This is a genomic window from Arthrobacter sp. sptzw42, assembly GCF_059089685.1.
In genome coordinates this window covers 1-17,129 of the sequence record NZ_JBNHEX010000009.1, presented here as the reverse complement: position 1 = coordinate 17,129, position 17,129 = coordinate 1, and the positions used below count along the sequence as shown (strand labels likewise).

The 17,129-nt window shown below is 65.2% G+C and carries 19 protein-coding genes and 1 tRNA gene; 10 read left to right on the top strand and 10 right to left on the bottom strand.

Annotated elements, in window-relative coordinates:
• Window positions 1–44 precede the first annotated feature (44 nt).
• The 7 genes from AC5RT4_RS12240 (at window position 45) to AC5RT4_RS12210 (ending at window position 5,873) form a co-directional block, all read left to right on the top strand.
• A complete protein-coding gene (locus AC5RT4_RS12240; protein WP_494105898.1) occupies window positions 45–635 on the top strand; it encodes a PadR family transcriptional regulator in 591 nt (196 codons plus the stop codon).
• Between the two features lie 102 nt (window positions 636–737).
• Window positions 738–1,022 (top strand): DUF1540 domain-containing protein, encoded by a 285-nt coding sequence (locus tag AC5RT4_RS12235; protein ID WP_494040738.1) that lies wholly within the window; start codon window positions 738–740, stop codon window positions 1,020–1,022.
• Window positions 1,023–1,271: 249 nt separating this feature from the next.
• Window positions 1,272–3,572, top strand: a complete 2,301-nt coding sequence (locus AC5RT4_RS12230; protein ID WP_494040739.1) for a carbon starvation CstA family protein — start codon at window positions 1,272–1,274, stop codon at window positions 3,570–3,572.
• The gene (locus AC5RT4_RS12225; RefSeq protein WP_494040740.1) at window positions 3,572–3,775 is read left to right on the top strand and encodes a YbdD/YjiX family protein; all 204 of its coding nucleotides are present in this window, start codon (window positions 3,572–3,574) and stop codon (window positions 3,773–3,775) included. The genes AC5RT4_RS12230 and AC5RT4_RS12225 overlap by 1 nt, the downstream gene beginning before the upstream one ends.
• A gap of 78 nt (window positions 3,776–3,853) precedes the next feature.
• Window positions 3,854–4,483, top strand: a complete 630-nt coding sequence (locus tag AC5RT4_RS12220; RefSeq protein ID WP_494105897.1) for a bacterial proteasome activator family protein — start codon at window positions 3,854–3,856, stop codon at window positions 4,481–4,483.
• A gap of 5 nt (window positions 4,484–4,488) precedes the next feature.
• Window positions 4,489–4,965: a hypothetical protein gene (locus AC5RT4_RS12215; RefSeq protein ID WP_494040742.1), complete on the top strand. Its 477-nt coding sequence runs from the start codon at window positions 4,489–4,491 to the stop codon at window positions 4,963–4,965.
• A 62-nt stretch (window positions 4,966–5,027) separates the two neighbouring features.
• Window positions 5,028–5,873, top strand: a complete 846-nt coding sequence (locus AC5RT4_RS12210; protein ID WP_494105896.1) for an aldo/keto reductase — start codon at window positions 5,028–5,030, stop codon at window positions 5,871–5,873.
• Between the two features lie 118 nt (window positions 5,874–5,991).
• Here the strand turns inward: AC5RT4_RS12210 and AC5RT4_RS12205 are convergent, their stop codons facing one another.
• The 9 genes from AC5RT4_RS12205 to tmk all read right to left on the bottom strand — a co-directional run bounded on the left by AC5RT4_RS12205 (window position 5,992) and on the right by tmk (window position 13,731).
• Window positions 5,992–6,177: a hypothetical protein gene (locus AC5RT4_RS12205; protein WP_494040744.1), complete on the bottom strand. Its 186-nt coding sequence runs from the start codon at window positions 6,175–6,177 to the stop codon at window positions 5,992–5,994.
• Window positions 6,178–6,296: 119 nt separating this feature from the next.
• Complete coding sequence (locus AC5RT4_RS12200) at window positions 6,297–7,571, bottom strand: multidrug effflux MFS transporter (protein WP_494105895.1); 1,275 nt, start codon at window positions 7,569–7,571, stop codon at window positions 6,297–6,299.
• A 151-nt stretch (window positions 7,572–7,722) separates the two neighbouring features.
• Window positions 7,723–8,694, bottom strand: coding sequence for a hypothetical protein (locus AC5RT4_RS12195; protein WP_494105894.1), 972 nt, complete (start codon window positions 8,692–8,694; stop codon window positions 7,723–7,725).
• Window position 8,695: 1 nt separating this feature from the next.
• Window positions 8,696–9,367 carry a DNA alkylation repair protein gene (locus AC5RT4_RS12190; protein ID WP_494105893.1) on the bottom strand — a complete coding sequence of 224 codons (672 nt, stop codon included), beginning with the start codon at window positions 9,365–9,367 and terminating at the stop codon, window positions 8,696–8,698.
• A 109-nt stretch (window positions 9,368–9,476) separates the two neighbouring features.
• Window positions 9,477–9,761: a hypothetical protein gene (locus AC5RT4_RS12185; RefSeq protein WP_494105892.1), complete on the bottom strand. Its 285-nt coding sequence runs from the start codon at window positions 9,759–9,761 to the stop codon at window positions 9,477–9,479.
• 418 nt (window positions 9,762–10,179) lie between these two features.
• Window positions 10,180–10,252: transfer RNA gene (locus AC5RT4_RS12180), tRNA-Thr, on the bottom strand.
• 103 nt (window positions 10,253–10,355) lie between these two features.
• Entirely contained in the window at window positions 10,356–11,921 is a 1,566-nt protein-coding gene (locus tag AC5RT4_RS12175) for an alpha/beta hydrolase (protein ID WP_494105891.1), read from the bottom strand.
• Window positions 11,922–11,938: 17 nt separating this feature from the next.
• Complete coding sequence (locus tag AC5RT4_RS12170; RefSeq protein WP_494105890.1) at window positions 11,939–13,081, bottom strand: DNA polymerase III subunit delta'; 1,143 nt, start codon at window positions 13,079–13,081, stop codon at window positions 11,939–11,941.
• Window positions 13,078–13,731, bottom strand: coding sequence for a dTMP kinase (gene tmk, locus AC5RT4_RS12165; RefSeq protein ID WP_494105889.1), 654 nt, complete (start codon window positions 13,729–13,731; stop codon window positions 13,078–13,080). The genes AC5RT4_RS12170 and tmk overlap by 4 nt, the downstream gene beginning before the upstream one ends.
• 119 nt (window positions 13,732–13,850) lie before the next feature.
• Between tmk and AC5RT4_RS12160 the strand changes: the two genes are divergently transcribed.
• Window positions 13,851–15,041: a trans-sulfuration enzyme family protein gene (locus AC5RT4_RS12160; protein WP_494105888.1), complete on the top strand. Its 1,191-nt coding sequence runs from the start codon at window positions 13,851–13,853 to the stop codon at window positions 15,039–15,041.
• 9 nt (window positions 15,042–15,050) lie between these two features.
• The gene (locus tag AC5RT4_RS12155) at window positions 15,051–15,401 is read left to right on the top strand and encodes a DUF2516 family protein (RefSeq protein WP_387553740.1); all 351 of its coding nucleotides are present in this window, start codon (window positions 15,051–15,053) and stop codon (window positions 15,399–15,401) included.
• Window position 15,402: 1 nt separating this feature from the next.
• Here AC5RT4_RS12155 and AC5RT4_RS12150 read toward each other — a convergent pair whose 3' ends face one another.
• The gene (locus AC5RT4_RS12150) at window positions 15,403–16,248 is read right to left on the bottom strand and encodes a class I SAM-dependent methyltransferase (protein ID WP_494105887.1); all 846 of its coding nucleotides are present in this window, start codon (window positions 16,246–16,248) and stop codon (window positions 15,403–15,405) included.
• 90 nt (window positions 16,249–16,338) lie between these two features.
• Between AC5RT4_RS12150 and AC5RT4_RS12145 the strand changes: the two genes are divergently transcribed.
• Window positions 16,339–17,085 (top strand): phosphoglyceromutase, encoded by a 747-nt coding sequence (locus AC5RT4_RS12145; RefSeq protein WP_494105886.1) that lies wholly within the window; start codon window positions 16,339–16,341, stop codon window positions 17,083–17,085.
• Window positions 17,086–17,129 lie beyond the last annotated feature (44 nt).

The following is a 17,129-nucleotide window of genomic DNA, read 5'->3' as shown; positions in this document are numbered from 1 at the left end:
TTGGGTAGCCCGCATACCGAGGCCCACCAACGCCAGGAGCGCCGATGTCCGTCCGCCACAGCCTCCTTGCCCTGCTCCAGGACCAGCCGCGCTACGGTTACCAGCTGCGGGCCGAGTTCGAGAACAGGACGGGAGCCACCTGGCCGCTGAATATCGGTCAGGTCTACACCACGCTTGACCGGCTGGAACGGGACGGCCTGGTTGTCAGGGACGGCGACGACGGCAACGGGCACGTGGTCCACAGCATTACGGGTGCCGGCAAGGCTGAGGTGGGAAGCTGGTTTACCGCCCCGGTGGAGCGGAATAATCCGCCGCGCAATGAGCTGGCCATCAAGCTGGCGCTCGCCGTCACCATCCCGGGCGTGGACGTGCAGGGCATCATCCAGACGCAGCGTGTGGCTTCCATCCGCGCACTGCAGGACTACACAAAGGCCCGCAGGGACACCGCCGTCACCCACCGGTCAGGGGATACCGCCTCGCTGCTGGTCCTTGACTCCCTCATTTTCCAGACCGAAGCCGAGGTCCGCTGGCTGGACCTCTGTGAAGCCAGAATGGTCCAGCAGGCGCAGTCTCCAAGCCCAACACGCAGGACATCCAGCGGGGGCACGTCAGATGCAGGGCTCACAGGAATCTGAACAATTAAGTCACTGAATTGGGTCTTTTTGATTGTTGCCAACGGGTTTACCGTGGGTTTCAGGAGCCGCCCGCACCGGGCGCCGAAGCCAGGAGGGCTTTCCATGACAACGCACGTCGCCGACTGCAGCGTAACGAACTGTTCCTTTAACGACCACACCAACTGCAACGCAGCCGCCATCACCGTGGGCGGCGCCGAAAACCATGCAACCTGCGCCACTTTCATCGACACCGGCCTTCACGGCGGACTGCCCAAGGTGCTGGCCGACGTCGGGGCATGCCAGCGCTCTGAATGCGTCCACAACGACCACCTGATGTGCAAGGCGCCTGAAGTTCACGTCGGTCCGGGAGCCGACAACGCGGACTGCCTCACCTACTCCCACGCCTAGCCAAGCTCCCCGCCCACGCGGGAACCAGGGTCTCCGTCCGGAACACCGGATGGGGACCCTCTTTGCTTTTACCGCTTCCCGGGATGCCGGTACCGGAGTAGGAGCCGGGGCAGTGGGGCCCGTCATTAGGCGCCCGGTGCAGGCCGTTCGGCGCAGGCCGTGCTCCAAGGGCAAAAAAGCGCCCCGATCGAGGGCCACCGTTGGTAGTGTGCGAGTCAGCAGATGAGGAACAAATCTCAAGGAGGAGACATGGCCGAAACGCCTGATTATCGTCGGAGCGCAGCCCGGGGGGAAGGTACGGTTACCACCGACACCGTTCTCCCGCCGTCGGCCGTGGATGAAAATGTCCGCCAGGCCGAAGAAAAAAAGTGGACGCCGGGAAAGATCGCGCTTTGGGCTGCGATCGCCCTGCTGGGCGGCGTGGCATGGTTCATGCTGGCGATCATCCGCGGGGAGACCGTCAACGCCATCTGGTTTGTCTTCGCCTCCGTATGCACGTACCTGATCGGCTACCGTTTCTACTCCAAGGTCATCGAACGCTACATCACCAGGCCCGATGACCGCAGGGCCACCCCGGCCGAGTACAAGGCCGACGGCAAGGACTACGTCCGGACGGACCGCAACGTTCTGTTCGGCCACCACTTCGCCGCCATTGCCGGGGCCGGACCGCTCGTGGGCCCCGTGCTTGCCGCGCAGATGGGTTACCTGCCCGGCACTATGTGGATCATTGTCGGCGTCGTCCTTGCAGGCGCTGTCCAGGACTACCTGGTGATGTTCTTTTCCATGCGCCGCGGAGGACGATCCCTCGGCCAGATGGCACGGGAAGAACTGGGCGTCATCGGCGGCACCGCCGCCCTCATCGCCACCCTGCTCATCATGGTGATCATCGTGGCCATCCTCGCACTCGTCGTGGTCAACGCCCTCGGCGAAAGCCCGTGGGGCGTGTTCTCCGTCGGCATGACAATCCCCATCGCCCTGTTCATGGGCGTCTACCTCCGCTACCTGCGGCCCGGCAAAATCCTGGAAGTTTCGCTCATCGGCTTCGTGCTGCTGATGGCGGCAATCATCGGCGGCGGCATTGTCGCTGAAACCCCGTGGGGTGTTGATCTCTTCACCCTCGACAGGGTCACCATTGCCTGGGGAATCATCATCTATGGCTTCATCGCAGCTATTTTGCCGGTCTGGCTGCTCCTTGCACCGCGTGACTACCTGTCGACATTTATGAAGATCGGCGTGATCGTGATGCTCGCGGTGGCCATCATCGCGGTCCGCCCGGAGATTACGGTTCCCGCGTTCAGTGAGTTTGCCAGCAGGGAGAACGGGCCCGTATTCCCCGGTGCGCTGTTTCCCTTCCTCTTCGTCACCATTGCCTGTGGTGCCCTGTCCGGCTTCCACGCCCTGATCTCGTCCGGCACCACCCCGAAACTGGTGGAAAAGGAACGCCAAACCCGGTTCATCGGCTACGGCGGCATGCTGATGGAGTCCTTTGTGGCCATCATGGCGCTGGTTGCTGCGATCTCCATCGACAGGGGCCTGTACTTCGCCATGAACGCGCCGGCTGCCCTGACGGGCGGCACGGTTGAAACAGCAGCCACCTGGGTGAACAGCCTGGGCCTGACCGGGGTGAACATCTCACCCGACCTCCTGTCCCAGACCGCCGAGAACGTGGGCGAGGAAAGCATTGTGTCCCGTACCGGCGGCGCCCCCACGCTCGCCCTGGGCCTTGCGCACATCATGCAGCAGTTCATCGGCGGCACGGCCATGATGGGATTCTGGTACCACTTCGCCATCATGTTCGAAGCTCTCTTCATCCTCACCGCCGTTGACGCCGGCACCCGCGTGGCCCGTTTCATGCTCCAGGACTCCATCGGCAACTTCGTCCCCAAGTTCAAGGAACACTCGTGGCGGCCCGGAGCCTGGCTCTGCACCGCGATCATGGTGCTCGCGTGGGGCGCGGTCCTCCTGATGGGCGTCACAGATCCGCTGGGCGGCATTAACACCCTCTTCCCGCTGTTCGGCATCGCCAACCAGCTCCTGGCAGCCATCGCCTTGTCCGTGTGCCTGGCCATCGTGGCCAAGCGCGGGACGTTCAAGTATCTGTGGATCGTGGCGCTTCCGCTGACGTTCGCCGCGGTGGTCACCATCACGGCGAGTTACCAAAAGATCTTCTCGCCCGTCCCGGCAGTGGGTTACTTCGCGAACAACGCCGCCTTCAGCAAGGCCCTCGCCGAAGGCAAGACCGAATTCGGCACGGCCAAGTCCGTGGCAGCCATGGAAGCCGTAGTCCGCAACACCGCCATCCAGGGCTGGCTCTCGGTGATCTTCGTCGTGCTCAGCATCATTGTTATTACGACGGCGGTGCTTGCCACCGTCAAGGCGTTCCGCACCCGTGCTGACGGGACAGCCGCGAAGGACACCGAGGACCCGGCCCGGCCGTCCCGCGTCTTTGCCCCGTCCGGTCTCATCCCCACGCCCGCCGAGAAGGAGCTGCTGGCCGAGTGGGAAAAGGTTCCTGCCGAGTTGCGGTTCGAGAGGGCAGGCCACCACTGATGAGCTCCGGACTCGCCGCGGTTGCCCAGGGCTTCCGGGGTTTTGCGCGTTACTTCGGCGGCGTGCTGGGCGCGGATGCCTACGTAAAGTACCTGGAGCACCACCGGGCTGCAGGCCACAGCACCCCGCCTTTGACCGAGCGCGAGTTCTGGCGGGACCAGACCGACCGGCAGGACACCAATCCCCAGGGCCGGTGCTGCTGATTGAGCCTGCAGCGGACAAACCGTCAGTGCGCTTCATGGAGTGAACAACCGGCCGATTGCTCGTGAGAGTATGAACGCATGAGCGATCCGAAAGACACTCAGGCACCTGAGGACCTCCCGGTAGAGGGCACCACCATCGACGGCGGACAGCCGGCACCTGCGCCGGCTGTCCCCGCCAATGACGGCAAGCCCAAAGGCAGCAACCTGCAGGATTTGGTGGATGAACCGGCCAAGGTGATGCGGATCGGAACAATGATCAGGCAGCTGCTCGAGGAGGTGAAGTCCGCGCCGCTGGACGACGCCGCCCGGGGACGTCTCGCCGAGATCCATGAGCGCTCCATCAAGGAACTGGAAGACGGGCTTGCCCCTGAGCTGGTGGAGGAACTGGACAGGATCAGCCTCCCGTTCCCGGACGAGGCCACTCCCTCCGACGCTGAGCTGCGCATTGCCCAGGCACAGCTGGTGGGCTGGCTGGAGGGGTTGTTCCACGGTATCCAGACTGCCATCGCCGCACAACACGCTGCCCGCGAGCACGCTGCGGCGCAGCACCAGCTCCGCCAGCTTCCTCCGGGCACAGTTATTGCACCCGGTGTGGTCATCGGGGAGAACGGGGAGCCCCAGCGGGCGTCGGCCGGGCCGCGGGCCGGTGTTCCAGGACGGCCAGGCCAGCCCACTGACCCGGACCACGGTCCGGGACAGTACCTTTAGGGCATTTGGGCTTTTTTAGCGCCGCCAGGCAGGGGCGCAAGGACGACGCTGAACTTGGGAAGGGATTGTGGCGCCGGGCCCACGATCGCTTCCACCGGGGGCTGGACCGCTTCCACCAGGTCCTCGAAGGGGTGGAAGACGACCAGCTCTACTCGGAGCTGGTGGATGTCGCCAATGAACTTGCAGCACTGCTGGACCGCGTCAGGGCAGTCTGCGTGCAAGCACAGCAGCGCTCGCCCAGCGACGGGCTGGACATCCCGGACGCCCTCGCGGGTGTCCACCGCTCCCTGTCCAAGGCCGGCAATTCCCTCGCCACCACCGCCGAAGCAGCAGCCATGCTGCGCCTCGCCGTCGGTCCCGTCCCCGTGGGCGCAGCATCTGTGCGGCGCCGCGCGGAGGCGGTGTTCCAGCAGGTGGCCGACGCCGAGCGGCACCTGCGGGAGGAGAGTCCGGACCCCCGGCAAGAGGATATTCCCGGTTAAGCGTCTGGCTTAGTTCGTGCTGATCGCCGTTGGCAGGGCAGTTGTTTTGGCAGGATGGGGTCATGACTCTTTCACCGACACTGACTTTCAACGACGGAAACCAGATTCCCCAGCTCGGCTATGGCGTATGGCAGGTTGAGGATGGGGTGGCGGAAAAGGTTGTCCGGCAGGCCTTCGAAGCCGGCTACCGCCACATCGACACCGCCAAGATCTACGGCAACGAGGCCGGCGTTGGCCGCGCCATTGCCAGCTCAGGCCTGTCACCCGAGCAGCTCTTCATCACCACCAAGCTCTGGAACGCAGACCAGGGCTACGAATCCACCCTTGCGGCGTTCGAAGAGTCCATGGACCGGCTGGGCCTTGAGACCCTCGACCTTTACCTGATCCACTGGATGCAGCCCAAGCAGGACAAGTACGTGGATACCTGGAAGGCGCTGATTGAGCTGCAGAAGCGTGGCAGGGTCAGGTCAATCGGTGTTTCAAACTTCACCATCGAAGGCCTGGAGCGGATTATCAGCGAGACCGGCGTGGTTCCGGCCATCCACCAGATTGAACTCCACCCGTACTTCAGCCAGCGCGAACTGCGCGATTTTGGTGCCTCTAAGGGAATCCTGACGCAGGCCTGGTCACCGCTGGGCCAGGGCGGCGAGCTCCTGGAGGACCCGGCGGTGGCGTCCATCGCGGCCAAGCATGATGCCACGGCCGCCCAGGTGGTTATCGCCTGGCACCTCGCCATCGGCAACGTGGTCATTCCCAAGTCCGTCACGGAGTCCCGGATACGCGAAAACTTCGCGGCCCTGGATGTTTCCCTAGACGCTGACGACATCGGAGCCATCAACGCGCTGGACCGCAGCGCCAAGGGCGAAGGCCGTATTGGAGCCGATCCCGCTGTCTCCGACTTCGCTTAGTTCGGACCGCTTGCCGGTCTAAGCAGTCCGGTCCCAATAGACCGTCCAACCCGCGTTGCCTGGGGGTGTCCCCTCGCAACGCGGGTGACTGCTTTAAGTGCCTCAGGGAGAATTCCCTTTAGGCAGCGATACGGACCTGCTGGACCGGAACCGCGTCCACGACGGCCCAGCTGTCCTCACCGGCGCAGTGCCGGCTGGCGAACCGCTCGGCCTCCGCCAAGGTGTCAAAAGTCTCGGAGCGTGCACGGCCGCAGTCGGCGTCGAAGTAGGTGACGTGAAATTCCTGTACGAGTTGGCTTTCCATAAATCCAGTGTGCAACCGGGGTCTGACATTCCCCGGAATCAGCCCCGCGTGTTGCTCTCCGACGTAGTCACAGGCCCCTTCCCATAGCACCGTCCGCGGCGGCAGGGGCTCAAAGTCAACTAATCGTCGGCACTGACCCGTTGGTCGTCATCGCGTTCCGCGGGCTGAGGCCACCCGCCCTTTCGGTAGGCGGGAGTTCCCGCGGCAAGTACGATTACTGCCACTACACAACTGCCCGCCATGACGCCGGCCATCGAGAGCGCGTTTCCACCCAGAAGCCCCACCAGCGGACTGACGAGCCCTGCGACGCCGGACTGCAGGGCTCCGATGACCGCGGCCGCTGTACCCGCCATATGGCCGTAGTTGTGCAGGGCCAGTACGGAGGCGTTTGCCGGAATCATGCCCTGGGCAGACAGGACCAGCCACAGGCCGGCAATCAGGCCAAACGGGCCGCCGGCACCCGTCAGGACCACCACGAGCAGCAGCAGGGCGAGGCCCAACTGCACCAGGAGGGCGGTGCGCAGGAGCCGGACCGGCGGGAACTTCCGGACAAGGGTGGCATTCAGTTGTGCCGACAGCACCAGCGCGGCGCCATTGAGGGCAAAGACAAGGGCGAATTGCTGGGCCGTGAGGCCGTACTCGTTCTGGAAGACGAAGGGGGAACCCACCACGTAGCTCATAATCAGGGCCAGCCCCAGGCCGGGGATCACCGCCAGGGCCATGAAGTGCTTGTCCCGCAGCAGCGACCAGTAGGCACCTGCCACGTGCCTGGGGTGGGCCGGCGCCCGCCGGTCCTCCGGCAGCGTTTCAGGCATGAACTTCCAGACGATTGCCACCAGGACCACCCCGATGAGGGCCAGCGCATAGAAGACGGCACGCCAGTCCCAGAGCCCGGCGATGGCCTGGCCCACGGTGGGTGCCAGGAGCGGGGCGAGACCGATCACCAGCATCAGCCGGGACAGCAGCCGGGCTGCTGCGGAACCAACGAAGCGGTCACGGATGACGGCCAGGGCCACCACGGCGGCAGCTGCGTTGAAGAAACCCTGGAGCACGCGGAGCCCTGTCAGCGTTTCGATGTTCGGAGCCATGGAGCACAGCAACGAAATGACCACGTGCAGGGAAATACCGATGACCAGCGGCAGCCGCCGTCCGAACCGGTCCGAGAACGGGCCGATCACCAACTGGCCAACGCCGGCACCGACGAGGGTTCCGGACAAGGTCAGCTGCACGGCGGTCTGGGTTGTACGGAGGTCGGCTTCCACGGCGGGCAAGGAGGGCAGGTACATGTCCGTGGTAACAGCCGGAAGCGCGGCCAGGGCGCCGAGCATCAGGATGTACTTGAAGCTGCGCGGTGGCTGCTTGCTGGTGTTCTGGGAGTGGGACGGGTCCGTCACGGGGCAAACCTAACTTGTGTGCAAGCACGCAGGGTTTGGGTCCAATGCGTGGCCGTGGCTTGAGCAGTTCAGCTGAGGTCATGGGAGTACCCCTGACGAAGTGTTCCTAAACCCGCGTCCACAGTTTGGCCGGCAGCCGGGGATACTTCTGTCAGCTGCCCAGCCGGAGGACCCGTTCCTGCGCGAGCATCGCAGTCCGCTCGGCTTTGTCGGCTGCCCGCTGGGCCTGTTTTGCCTCCGCCGTGGTGCTGGCTAACCTTTTGCGGGACTGCTCGAGCCGGTCCTCAACTGCTTTGAGCTGCGCCCGCAGACCGGAGGCCTCCTGGATCAGCCCAGCAATTTCGGTCCGTGTTTCGTCCGCTTGGTTCTGCAGATTTTTGGCCAGCTGCGCCGTCTCGGCTTCTGCCGCCTGTGCTTCCGCAAGGGCGGCTTGGGCTTTGTCCAGTGCGGGCAGCGACCTTGGCCGCGGTGCCTGGCGGACTGCCTCGAGGCGCGGCTTATCAGGCTTGGTCCGGGCGGTTCCCGCCGCCGTCGTACCTTCCTTTTGTTCCTTTCGCACCGGCGTTTTGGACGGCGCAGGAGCTGCCCGCTGTGCGGGCAGGGCGGCCGGGACTGCCACAGAGCCCTCAAGCTCCACGGCGTTTACGCCGTCCGCCGAGATTGTCTTCAGGAGCCGTCCACTCTGGACGGCAGCAGCGGCCCCCTCATCTGCCGTCAGGGCCCGGAGGGTCTCCTCGACGTCAGTAGTCATCGCATCGCTGATGGACCGGCCGTGCTCCTGGGCTACGGAGCGGGCGGTGTCGACGGCGGCAGCCAGAAGGGTTCGCCGCTCGCGTCCCAGCTCCCGGAGGGCTGCGGCGTCCAATGACGCCTGGGCCGCACGCATCCGGGTCCCCAGGTCCGCCAACCCGGCAAGGACCTCCGGTTGGTGCAGGGCCAGCATGTTTACGGCCCAGGCGGCAACCGAAGGCTTTGGCAGTGCCCGTACAGCGGCTCCGAGTTCCTTGTTTGCACCGGCAACTTCCTTTGCTGCGGCGGCACGTGCCGGCACGAAGTCTTCCATCGGCTTGGCGTAGAGCCCGTTCGCTATCTCCGCCAGGGCCTCGTCTTCCATAACCGCCATACTAGTTAGCGTGCTGCCGGCGAACCATCTCGGTAATCCAGCTGGGCGCATAGGGCGAGGTGCAGCCCGGGGGAGTGGGGTAGTCCTTGAGTACCTCCAGGCGCTCACCAATGCTGACCGCCCGGTCCCGGTGCTCCGCATGCCCGATCCCGATTTGTGCCAGGCAAGTGTTCATTGCCCACTGCAGGCGGTCCGGCGCGGCCTTCATCCGGGCCTCTATCACGTCCAGCAGTCCGGCAAGGTCGAGGCCTTCAGGCTGCTTCACGACGCGTTCACTGGTAAGTGCCCAGCCTGCACTCGCCACTACCGGATCGGGATCGTCAAGCCACGCCAGGCGCAGTTCTTCTGCGTGGGGATTCTTTTTCACCACATAATTCACCAGCCAGTCGTGCACCTTGGGTGTGCGGCCCTCGCGGAGCATGGTGTCCAGCTCGTCGCGCCCGAACGCCTTGGGACGGCAGACCAGGAGGGCCAGCAGCCTCGCCGCAGTGTCACCCGTCTCCCAGAGCCGGCAAGCGAGTTCCTGTTGGGCCTTAAGGCGCTTGGCGACGGCACGCAGCTGGCCAAGGTTCACACCGTGATCATCCCCGTGTCTTTCGTTTACCTCGCGGACCCGCGGGTCTTCAAGGGCGGCAAGCTCCGCCATCAGCCCTTCCAGACTGGTTCCGGTCATTCCGCTCGCCGCCATTTTGGTTTCTCCTTCGTCGCATGCGAAGTTCAGCCTACGACGAAGGGGACTTCCCTGCGCGCCGGTGCCACGGGCGTGTGTGGGGCACGGCGGGCTAAAGCCGGCGCACCAGCCAGCTGGCCACCCACCGGGCGTCCTGCCCGTCGTCCCACACCACCAACACATGGGTGACGGTGTAGGCGGTGGCGAGTCCGGTCCTGGAGCCCACCTTCACCCGCGCAGGCCGCAGCATCAGGACCGGCCGGCCAGGTGCTTGCCGCAGGACGTCCTCGCGCATGGAGGCCTGCAGCGCGGCGGCCCCGGCCGCCAGGTCGGGCAACTGCCGGGGGAGCATATCCAGCGGTGCGTGCTTTTCGGCTGGATCTGGTGACAGCGGCATGGGGAGTCCTGTAAGCAGTGGAAGCTGTGCACCAATACCGTATTCATAGGCTGAGTGCGTGAACCACCGGTGGCCCGATGGCCGGCAGCAGCCGTAGCCGGCCTGCTGCCGTATCAACAAGATTAGGGTCGGGTGCCTTGGCGTGCATGCGTAGGAAGTACTCGACTCCTTAAAGGGCCTACTACTTACCGCTGCTTTTTAGAAAGACGTCTGCCCGTCTTGGTTTCGTTGAGGTCGAAGTCCAGGTCCTCCGGGGCCGGGGCAGGAGCTTCCCCGAAGGTCGCCAGGCCTTGGCCGGATTTCACCGCCTGCGCGTCCACGAGAGTGGGCCTTTGTCCCCGGCGGCATGCTTTTCAGCTTAACCAGCGAAAAACCCCGCATTATCGTCGAAATCAACGACAACACGGGGTTTATCCCGAGCTTCCTATCAGAATCGAACTGATGACCTTTTCATTACGAGTGAAACGCTCTACCGACTGAGCTAAGGAAGCACCGCATGCTGCCCGGAAGAACCGGGCGCTTCATGCAAGATTCAACTGTAGTAGAGTCCCAGCGCCCCGGTCAAAATGGGCGGGGCCAAAGGGTATGAGGCTTTCAGCACACAGTGTTGTCCGCCGGAACCTTGCCACTGACGAGGTAGGCGTCCACGGGGTCTTCGATGCAGCTGTTGGACCGGCCGTAAGCGGTGTGGCCTTCGCCTTCCCACGTCAACAGGGCGGCGTTGCCCAGCTGCTTGCGGAGCGAAGCGGCCCACTCGACCGGAGTGGCAGGGTCGCCGGTGGTGCCGATAACCACAATGGGTGAATCTCCCGTGTACTCAACCGGTGCCGGGGTCCGGGTGTTTTGGTAGGGCCAGTCAGCGCAGTTGGTGCCGCCGTAGGCAAAGAAGTATCCGAAGGTGGGGGAGTCCTGCATCAGGCGCTGCTGTTCGGCCCGCATAGCTGCGGTATCGGACTCCATGGGGTAGTCCAGGCAGTTGATGGCATTGAACGCGAACGTCGAGTTGGACGTATACGTCCCGTTGGAAGCACGGTCGGCACCAAGATCGGCCAGCCGAAGCATAAGGCTCACGTCACCGGTCATCGCCGCTTCAAGGGCCTGGGTCAGGGCAGGCCAGCTCTGATCGTTGTACAGCGGGGTGATCATCCCGCTGACGAACATCGTGGCGTTGACCACACGCCCGTCTTTGGCGGTTCGGGGCGTCTGTTGAACGGCCGCAATGAGGTCCCGCAGCTGCTGCACCCCGGAATCAACGGTCCCGCTTAGCGGGCAACCGTCCTGCTCCAAACAGCTCGCAACATAAGCCCGGATGGCTTTTTCGAAGGCGCGGGACTGTCCCCGGGTGAGCTCCTCGTTGCTGATGGCCGGATCCAAGGCGCCGTCGAGCACCATCCGCCCCACGTTGTCCGGGAACAGGGAAGCGTAGGTGGATCCCAGGAAGGTGCCGTAGGAGTACCCGAGGTAGTTGAGCTTGGTGTCGTTCACCACGGCGCGCAGGATGTCCATGTCCTTCGCGGAACTCACCGTATCGATGTGGGCCAGGACCGGACCGGTCTGCTCCGCACACTGGGCGGCGATTGCCCTGTTGTCCGTCCGGGCAGCCTCCAGGCCGGCGTCGGTTTCCAGATCGTAAATTTTGGCCCGCGCGGCATCACGCTCGGCGTCCGTCATGCAGGTGACAGGTGCAGAACGTTTTACGCCCCGGGGATCGAATCCCACGAGGTCGTACGCGTCCCGCACGGCCTGGGAGAAGTGCGTTCCCGAAGCGTCCTTGACGAAGTCATAGCCGGATGCGCCCGGGCCTCCCGGGTTGACCAGCAGGCTGCCGGTTTTGTTGCCGGTGCTCGAAGCCTTTAACGCGGCCAGTTCGATGGCGTCGCCCTCGGGCTTGTCATAATCCATCGGCACCTTCACCCTGGCGCACTGGAATTCACCTTCGCACGGCTCCCACACCACTTCCTGGGAGTAGAACTGCTTGAGCCCGGCCGGAGCGGACGCCACAATGGAGGGATCCGCCTTGGCAGTGGCGGCCTCCTGGTTGCGGTCTCCGCCGTCGATCAGGGTGCAGGAGGCCAGAACCATGGCCAGCGCCATGGCCCCGGCGGCACGCACGCCAATCACCCAGGATCGGGGGTGTGCAGGCAGGGGGCGGGCAGTCATCGGGTCTCCTTGGAGGGCTAGATCAGGCTGGCTGCCATGGACTCAATGGTCAACAGCGGGGCAACGTTGGTGGTGGTGATGCGTTCGCGGGCTTTGTTGATGGCATCCATCCGGGCGAGGGTGGCTTCCGGAGTGGAGCGGCCGGCAAACTCCTCCAATTCACCCCTCAGCTCAACGTTCACGAGCTCCACAGCATTCCCGAGCTGGATAATCAGCACATCCCGGTAGAAGGAGAGCAGGTCCGTAAGCGTCCGGTCCAGGGAATCGGTGATGGACCGCTTGGCCCGCCGTTTTTGGTCGTCCTCCAACTGCTTCACCTGGCTGCGTATGGCAGGAGGCAAGGTTCCGGACTCCGGCGCCCCCAGCGTTGCCAGCAGGGCAGCCTTCTCGGCCGCATCGCGTTCCTCGTTGGAACTGTTGGCCTCGGCGGTGGCGATTTTTACCAGCTTCTCCGCCATCATCACCGCGGCGGTCACGCCCCGCAGTCCCAACGGGAACCGGACGGTTTCCAGGCGCCGTTCCCTCGCCGCAGGGTCCCGGGCAAGCCGGCGGGCAATACCCACATGGCTTTGTGCCGCACGGGCCGCTTGCTCCGCCAGCGCCGGCTCCACGCCGTCGCGCTTTACCAGCAGGGCCGCCACGTCAGCGGCGGGCGGCAGCCGTAACGCCACGCTCCGGCAGCGGGAGCGGATGGTCACCAGCACATCGGCAGGGGAGGGGGCGCACAGCATCCACACCGTACGGGGAGTTGGCTCCTCGATGGCTTTGAGCAGGACATTGGTGGTGCGCTCGGCCATCCGGTCCGCGTCCTCCACCACGATGATCCGCCACCGGCCGGAGGATGGCCGGTTGCCCGCCGCCGCCACCAGGTCGCGCGCTTCGTCGATGGTGATGGTGACTTTTTCGGTACGGACAAAGGTGACGTCCGAGTGCGTTTCCCCGAGGATGGTCCGGCAGGCCGGGCACTGCCCGCAGCCGCGCCGGCTGACATCCTCCTGGTCGCAGTTCAACGCCGCGGCAAACGCTTTGGCGGCATTCGAACGGCCGGACCCCGGGGGCCCGGTGAACAGCCACGCATGCGTGAGGCTTTCACCGCCGGCGGCCTGGCGGAGTTGTTCGACGACGGCGGCCTGGCCCTGCAGGTCGTCCCACACGGTCATGCGTCACCCTCCGAGGACGCCAACAGGGCGTCCACCCGCTGGAGGATCTGCTCAGCAAGGTCACCTACGGGAAGATGGGCGGGCAGCACGAGGTAGGAACCGGCCCGGCTTGCGGCCAGCTCCAGGAAGGCCTCCCGGATCCGCAGGTGGAATTCGTCAGCTTCGGACTCCAGCCGGTCCTCGGCGGCATCACCGGCGGTCCGGCGGCGGCGGCCCACTTCCGGGTCAACGTCCAGCAGGACCGTAAGGTGGGGCTCCAGGCCCGAGGTGGCCCACGCGTTGATGGACCGGACGGCGTCCTTGCCCAGGTCCCGCCCGGCTCCCTGGTAGGCAACGGAAGAGTCGATATACCGGTCCGTCAAAACAATGTCCCCGCGCTCCAGTGCCGGCCGGATGACCTGGCTGGCGTGGGCAGCCCTCGATGCGGCGAAAATAAGGGCTTCGGTGTGGGCATCAATGTGGCCGTGCCCATGGTCAAGGACCAGGGACCGCAGCTTCTCGCCAATGGGGGTTCCACCGGGTTCCCGGGTCCGCAGGACCGTCAGCCCGCGCGATTCAAGGGCATCCGCAAGCCGGGCCGCCTGGGTGGACTTTCCGGCACCATCTCCGCCCTCAAACGCGATGAAAAGGCCCGCCCGTTGTTTGCTCACCGGTCAAGCCTACCGATCCGCCCGGACAATCGCAGACCGCCGCAGCCCCATGTGGACAGCATCTGCGGGCGGGGTAACGGCTTTTCGGGGTGCTTAACCCGGACAGTAGGCTTTCGTCCATGAGTCTTTCCGAACAGCAAGCAGCTTCCCTGGCGGCTGAGACGGTAGTGGTGGCCGCGGGGCGTCCTCCGCGGGAAAGGGACCAGCCAGTCAACCCGCCCATCGTTTTGTCCTCCACATACTTCGGCACTGGTGCCCTTGCTGACGGGGACCGCGGTTACGGCAGGTACTCCAACCCCACCTGGGATCCGTTCGAGGAAGCGCTGGGCCGGCTCGAAGGTTCGGAACTGCCGGGTCTCCTCTACGCGTCCGGCCTCGCTGCAGTCAGTTCCGCCCTGTCCCTCATTCCCGCCGGGGGAGTGCTGGTCATGCCGACGCTTTGCTATTCAGGTTCCCTGGTCATGGCGGCCGAGCTTGCCCAAAAGGGCTTCATCGAGCTCCGAACCGTTGATATTGCCGATACTGAAGCAGTCGGGCAAGCGCTCTCGCCCGGCGGCCTGGCCGGTCGGGCAGCCGCCATGCTCTGGCTCGAGAGCCCTACAAACCCCATGCTCAGCGTCGCGGATGTGCCGGTCCTCACTGCCGCAGCTCACGCGGCCGGAGCCATCGTCGTCACGGACAACACCTTTTCCACGCCGTTGGTCCAGCAGCCCCTGCGCTTGGGCTCCGACGTCGTCCTGCACTCGGTGACCAAGTACCTGGCGGGCCACTCCGACGTCGTCCTCGGCGCGCTGGTCACCTCCAACCCGGATATCCGTTCCGCGCTGCTCCATCATCGGACCATCCATGGCGGAATTGCCGGGCCCTTCGAATCCTGGCTTGCCCTGCGCGGGCTGAGAACGCTGGCACTGCGCATTGAACGGTCTCAGGCCACTGCCATGGTCCTGGCGGAGCGTCTGGCAGCCCATCCCCGGATCGAGTCGCTCCGGTTCCCGGGGCTTCCCACGGATCCGGGGCACGAACGGGCCAAGGCGCAGATGAAAGGCTTCGGTTCGATCATTTCTTTCCAGGTGGCACCCGTGGGCGGGCTGAACGGTGCCGACGCTGCGGACGCGGTGGTCCGGGCAATGGCGCTGTGGCTGCCCGCGACGTCGCTTGGCGGGGTTGAATCGCTGATAGAACGCCGCCGCCGGCACGCCGCCGAGCCGCCGGACGTGCCGGAGAACCTGGTCCGCCTCAGCGTGGGCATTGAAAATGTTGAGGACCTTTGGGCGGATTTGAAGCAGGCGCTGGACGCGCTGGGCGGCTAGGCTGGGCTTGTGGACGGTGAACTCATTATTCGGCCTGTAGAGCAGGCAGTGTTCTTTATTCTTGCCCTGGTGGCACTCGGACTGGAACTGTGGGCCGTGGTGGACTGCGCCCGGCACCGCGCCAACGCCTTTGAGGCGACCGGGAAGAGGACCAAGACCTTCTGGATGGCCTTGACGGGTGGAGCCGCCCTTGTGGGCGTCATATCGTTCTTCGGCAGTGGCGGCTTCTTCGGCACGCTTGGCCTGTTCGGGCTCGCCGCCGTCGTCGCCGCGTCCGTCTACCTGGCAGACGTACGGCCGGCCGTCAAGGATGCCGGCCGCGGCGGCAGCCGCAACACGGGGCCCTACGGGCCCTGGTGAACTAACTCCCCGGGGCCACCGCTTCCCAGTCCACTGTCAGCTCGCCCAGCCGCCACCTGGCCGGCCCGTCCTGAACCGGCCAGCCGGCGTCGCGCACCAAGCGGGCCATGGACTGCCAGCGCTGCCTGTTGCCAAAAGCCGCCAGCGGGGCGGACTCCAGCCACGCCCGGTCCATCGCCTGCATCAGGGCGTGCACCGGTTCGCCGGGGACGTTGCGGTGGATGAGGGCCTTGGGCAGCCGCTCGGCAACATCCGAGGGCAGGCCGAAGCTGCCGAACCGGACGGAAATGCTGAGTGAGAGCGGCCGCTCCGCATCCAGCGCCACCCAGGTCACCCGCCGCCCTATTTCGTCACAGGTCCCGTCGATAAACAGGCCGTCGGCGGACAGGCGGTCCTGCACCAGCCGCCAGATCCCCGCCACATCCGCTTCCTCATACTGGCGCAGGACATTGAAGGCGCGCACCAGCACTGGCCGTCCGGGCACCGGGATCTCGAACCCGCCCACGTGGAAGCTCAAACCCGGCCGCTGCAGGGGCAGCGCCGCGCGGACCCGGTCCGGTTCAATCTCGATGCCGCACACCTGGACGTCCGGACGCAGGGCGGACAGCCGCTCGTAGAGTTCGACGGCAGTGGCCGGGGCTGCGCCATAGCCCAGGTCCACCACCAGGGGACTTTCCGCCGAGCGGAGGCGCCACGCCTGGGGCCCGGCGAGCCAGCGGTCAACCCGGCGCATGCGGTTCGGATTCGTGGTGCCGCGGGTGACGTTCCCTACCGGCCGGCCCTGCCTGCTGCCCGGGTTCCTGCCGGTCATCTGCGGGGCGGCCACCCGTTCAGCTTTTTGCACCACCGCCCCACCTTATCCCTTGCCGCATCCCAGCCGGCGGTGTCCGTTGTAACGCTGGGCAGGTGGCCGCAGCGCTCGGCTAGGATGAAAATCATGACTTACAAGCTGATTCTGCTGCGCCACGGCCACAGCGAATGGAACGCCAGGAACCTCTTCACGGGATGGGTGGACGTAGACCTCAACGACCAGGGCCGCAAGGAAGCAGCGCGGGGCGGGGAGCTCCTGGTTGAGAACGATGTTCTCCCGGATATCCTCTACACCTCACTGCTGAAGCGGGCCATCAACACCGCAAACATCGCCCTGGACAAGGCCGACCGCGGCTGGATCCCGGTCAAGCGCGACTGGCGCCTGAACGAACGCCACTACGGCGCCCTGCAGGGCAAGGACAAGGCCCAGACCCTCGCCGAATACGGTGAAGAGCAGTTCATGGAATGGCGCCGTTCCTACGACACCCCCCCGCCGCCCCTGGACGATGACTCCGAGTTTTCCCAGGCGCACGACCCCCGCTACGCAGACCTGGGCGACGCCCTGCCGCGCACCGAGTGCCTGAAGGATGTCCTGGTCCGCCTGCTGCCGTACTGGGAATCTGACATCAAGGAGGACCTGAAGTCCGGCAAGACAGTCCTGGTCACGGCCCACGGCAACTCCCTGCGCGCGCTGGTCAAGCACCTGGACGGCATCAGCGATGAAGCCATCGCAGGCCTGAACATCCCCACGGGAATTCCGCTGGTATACGACCTCGACGAGGACTTCCAGCCCGTCAAGCCCGGCGGCACCTACCTGGACCCCGACGCCGCTGCCGAGGCCATCCTCGCCGTGGCCAACCAGGGCAAGAAATAGGGCGTTAAACAACGACGGCGGGCTGGTCACCTGGGGTGACCAGC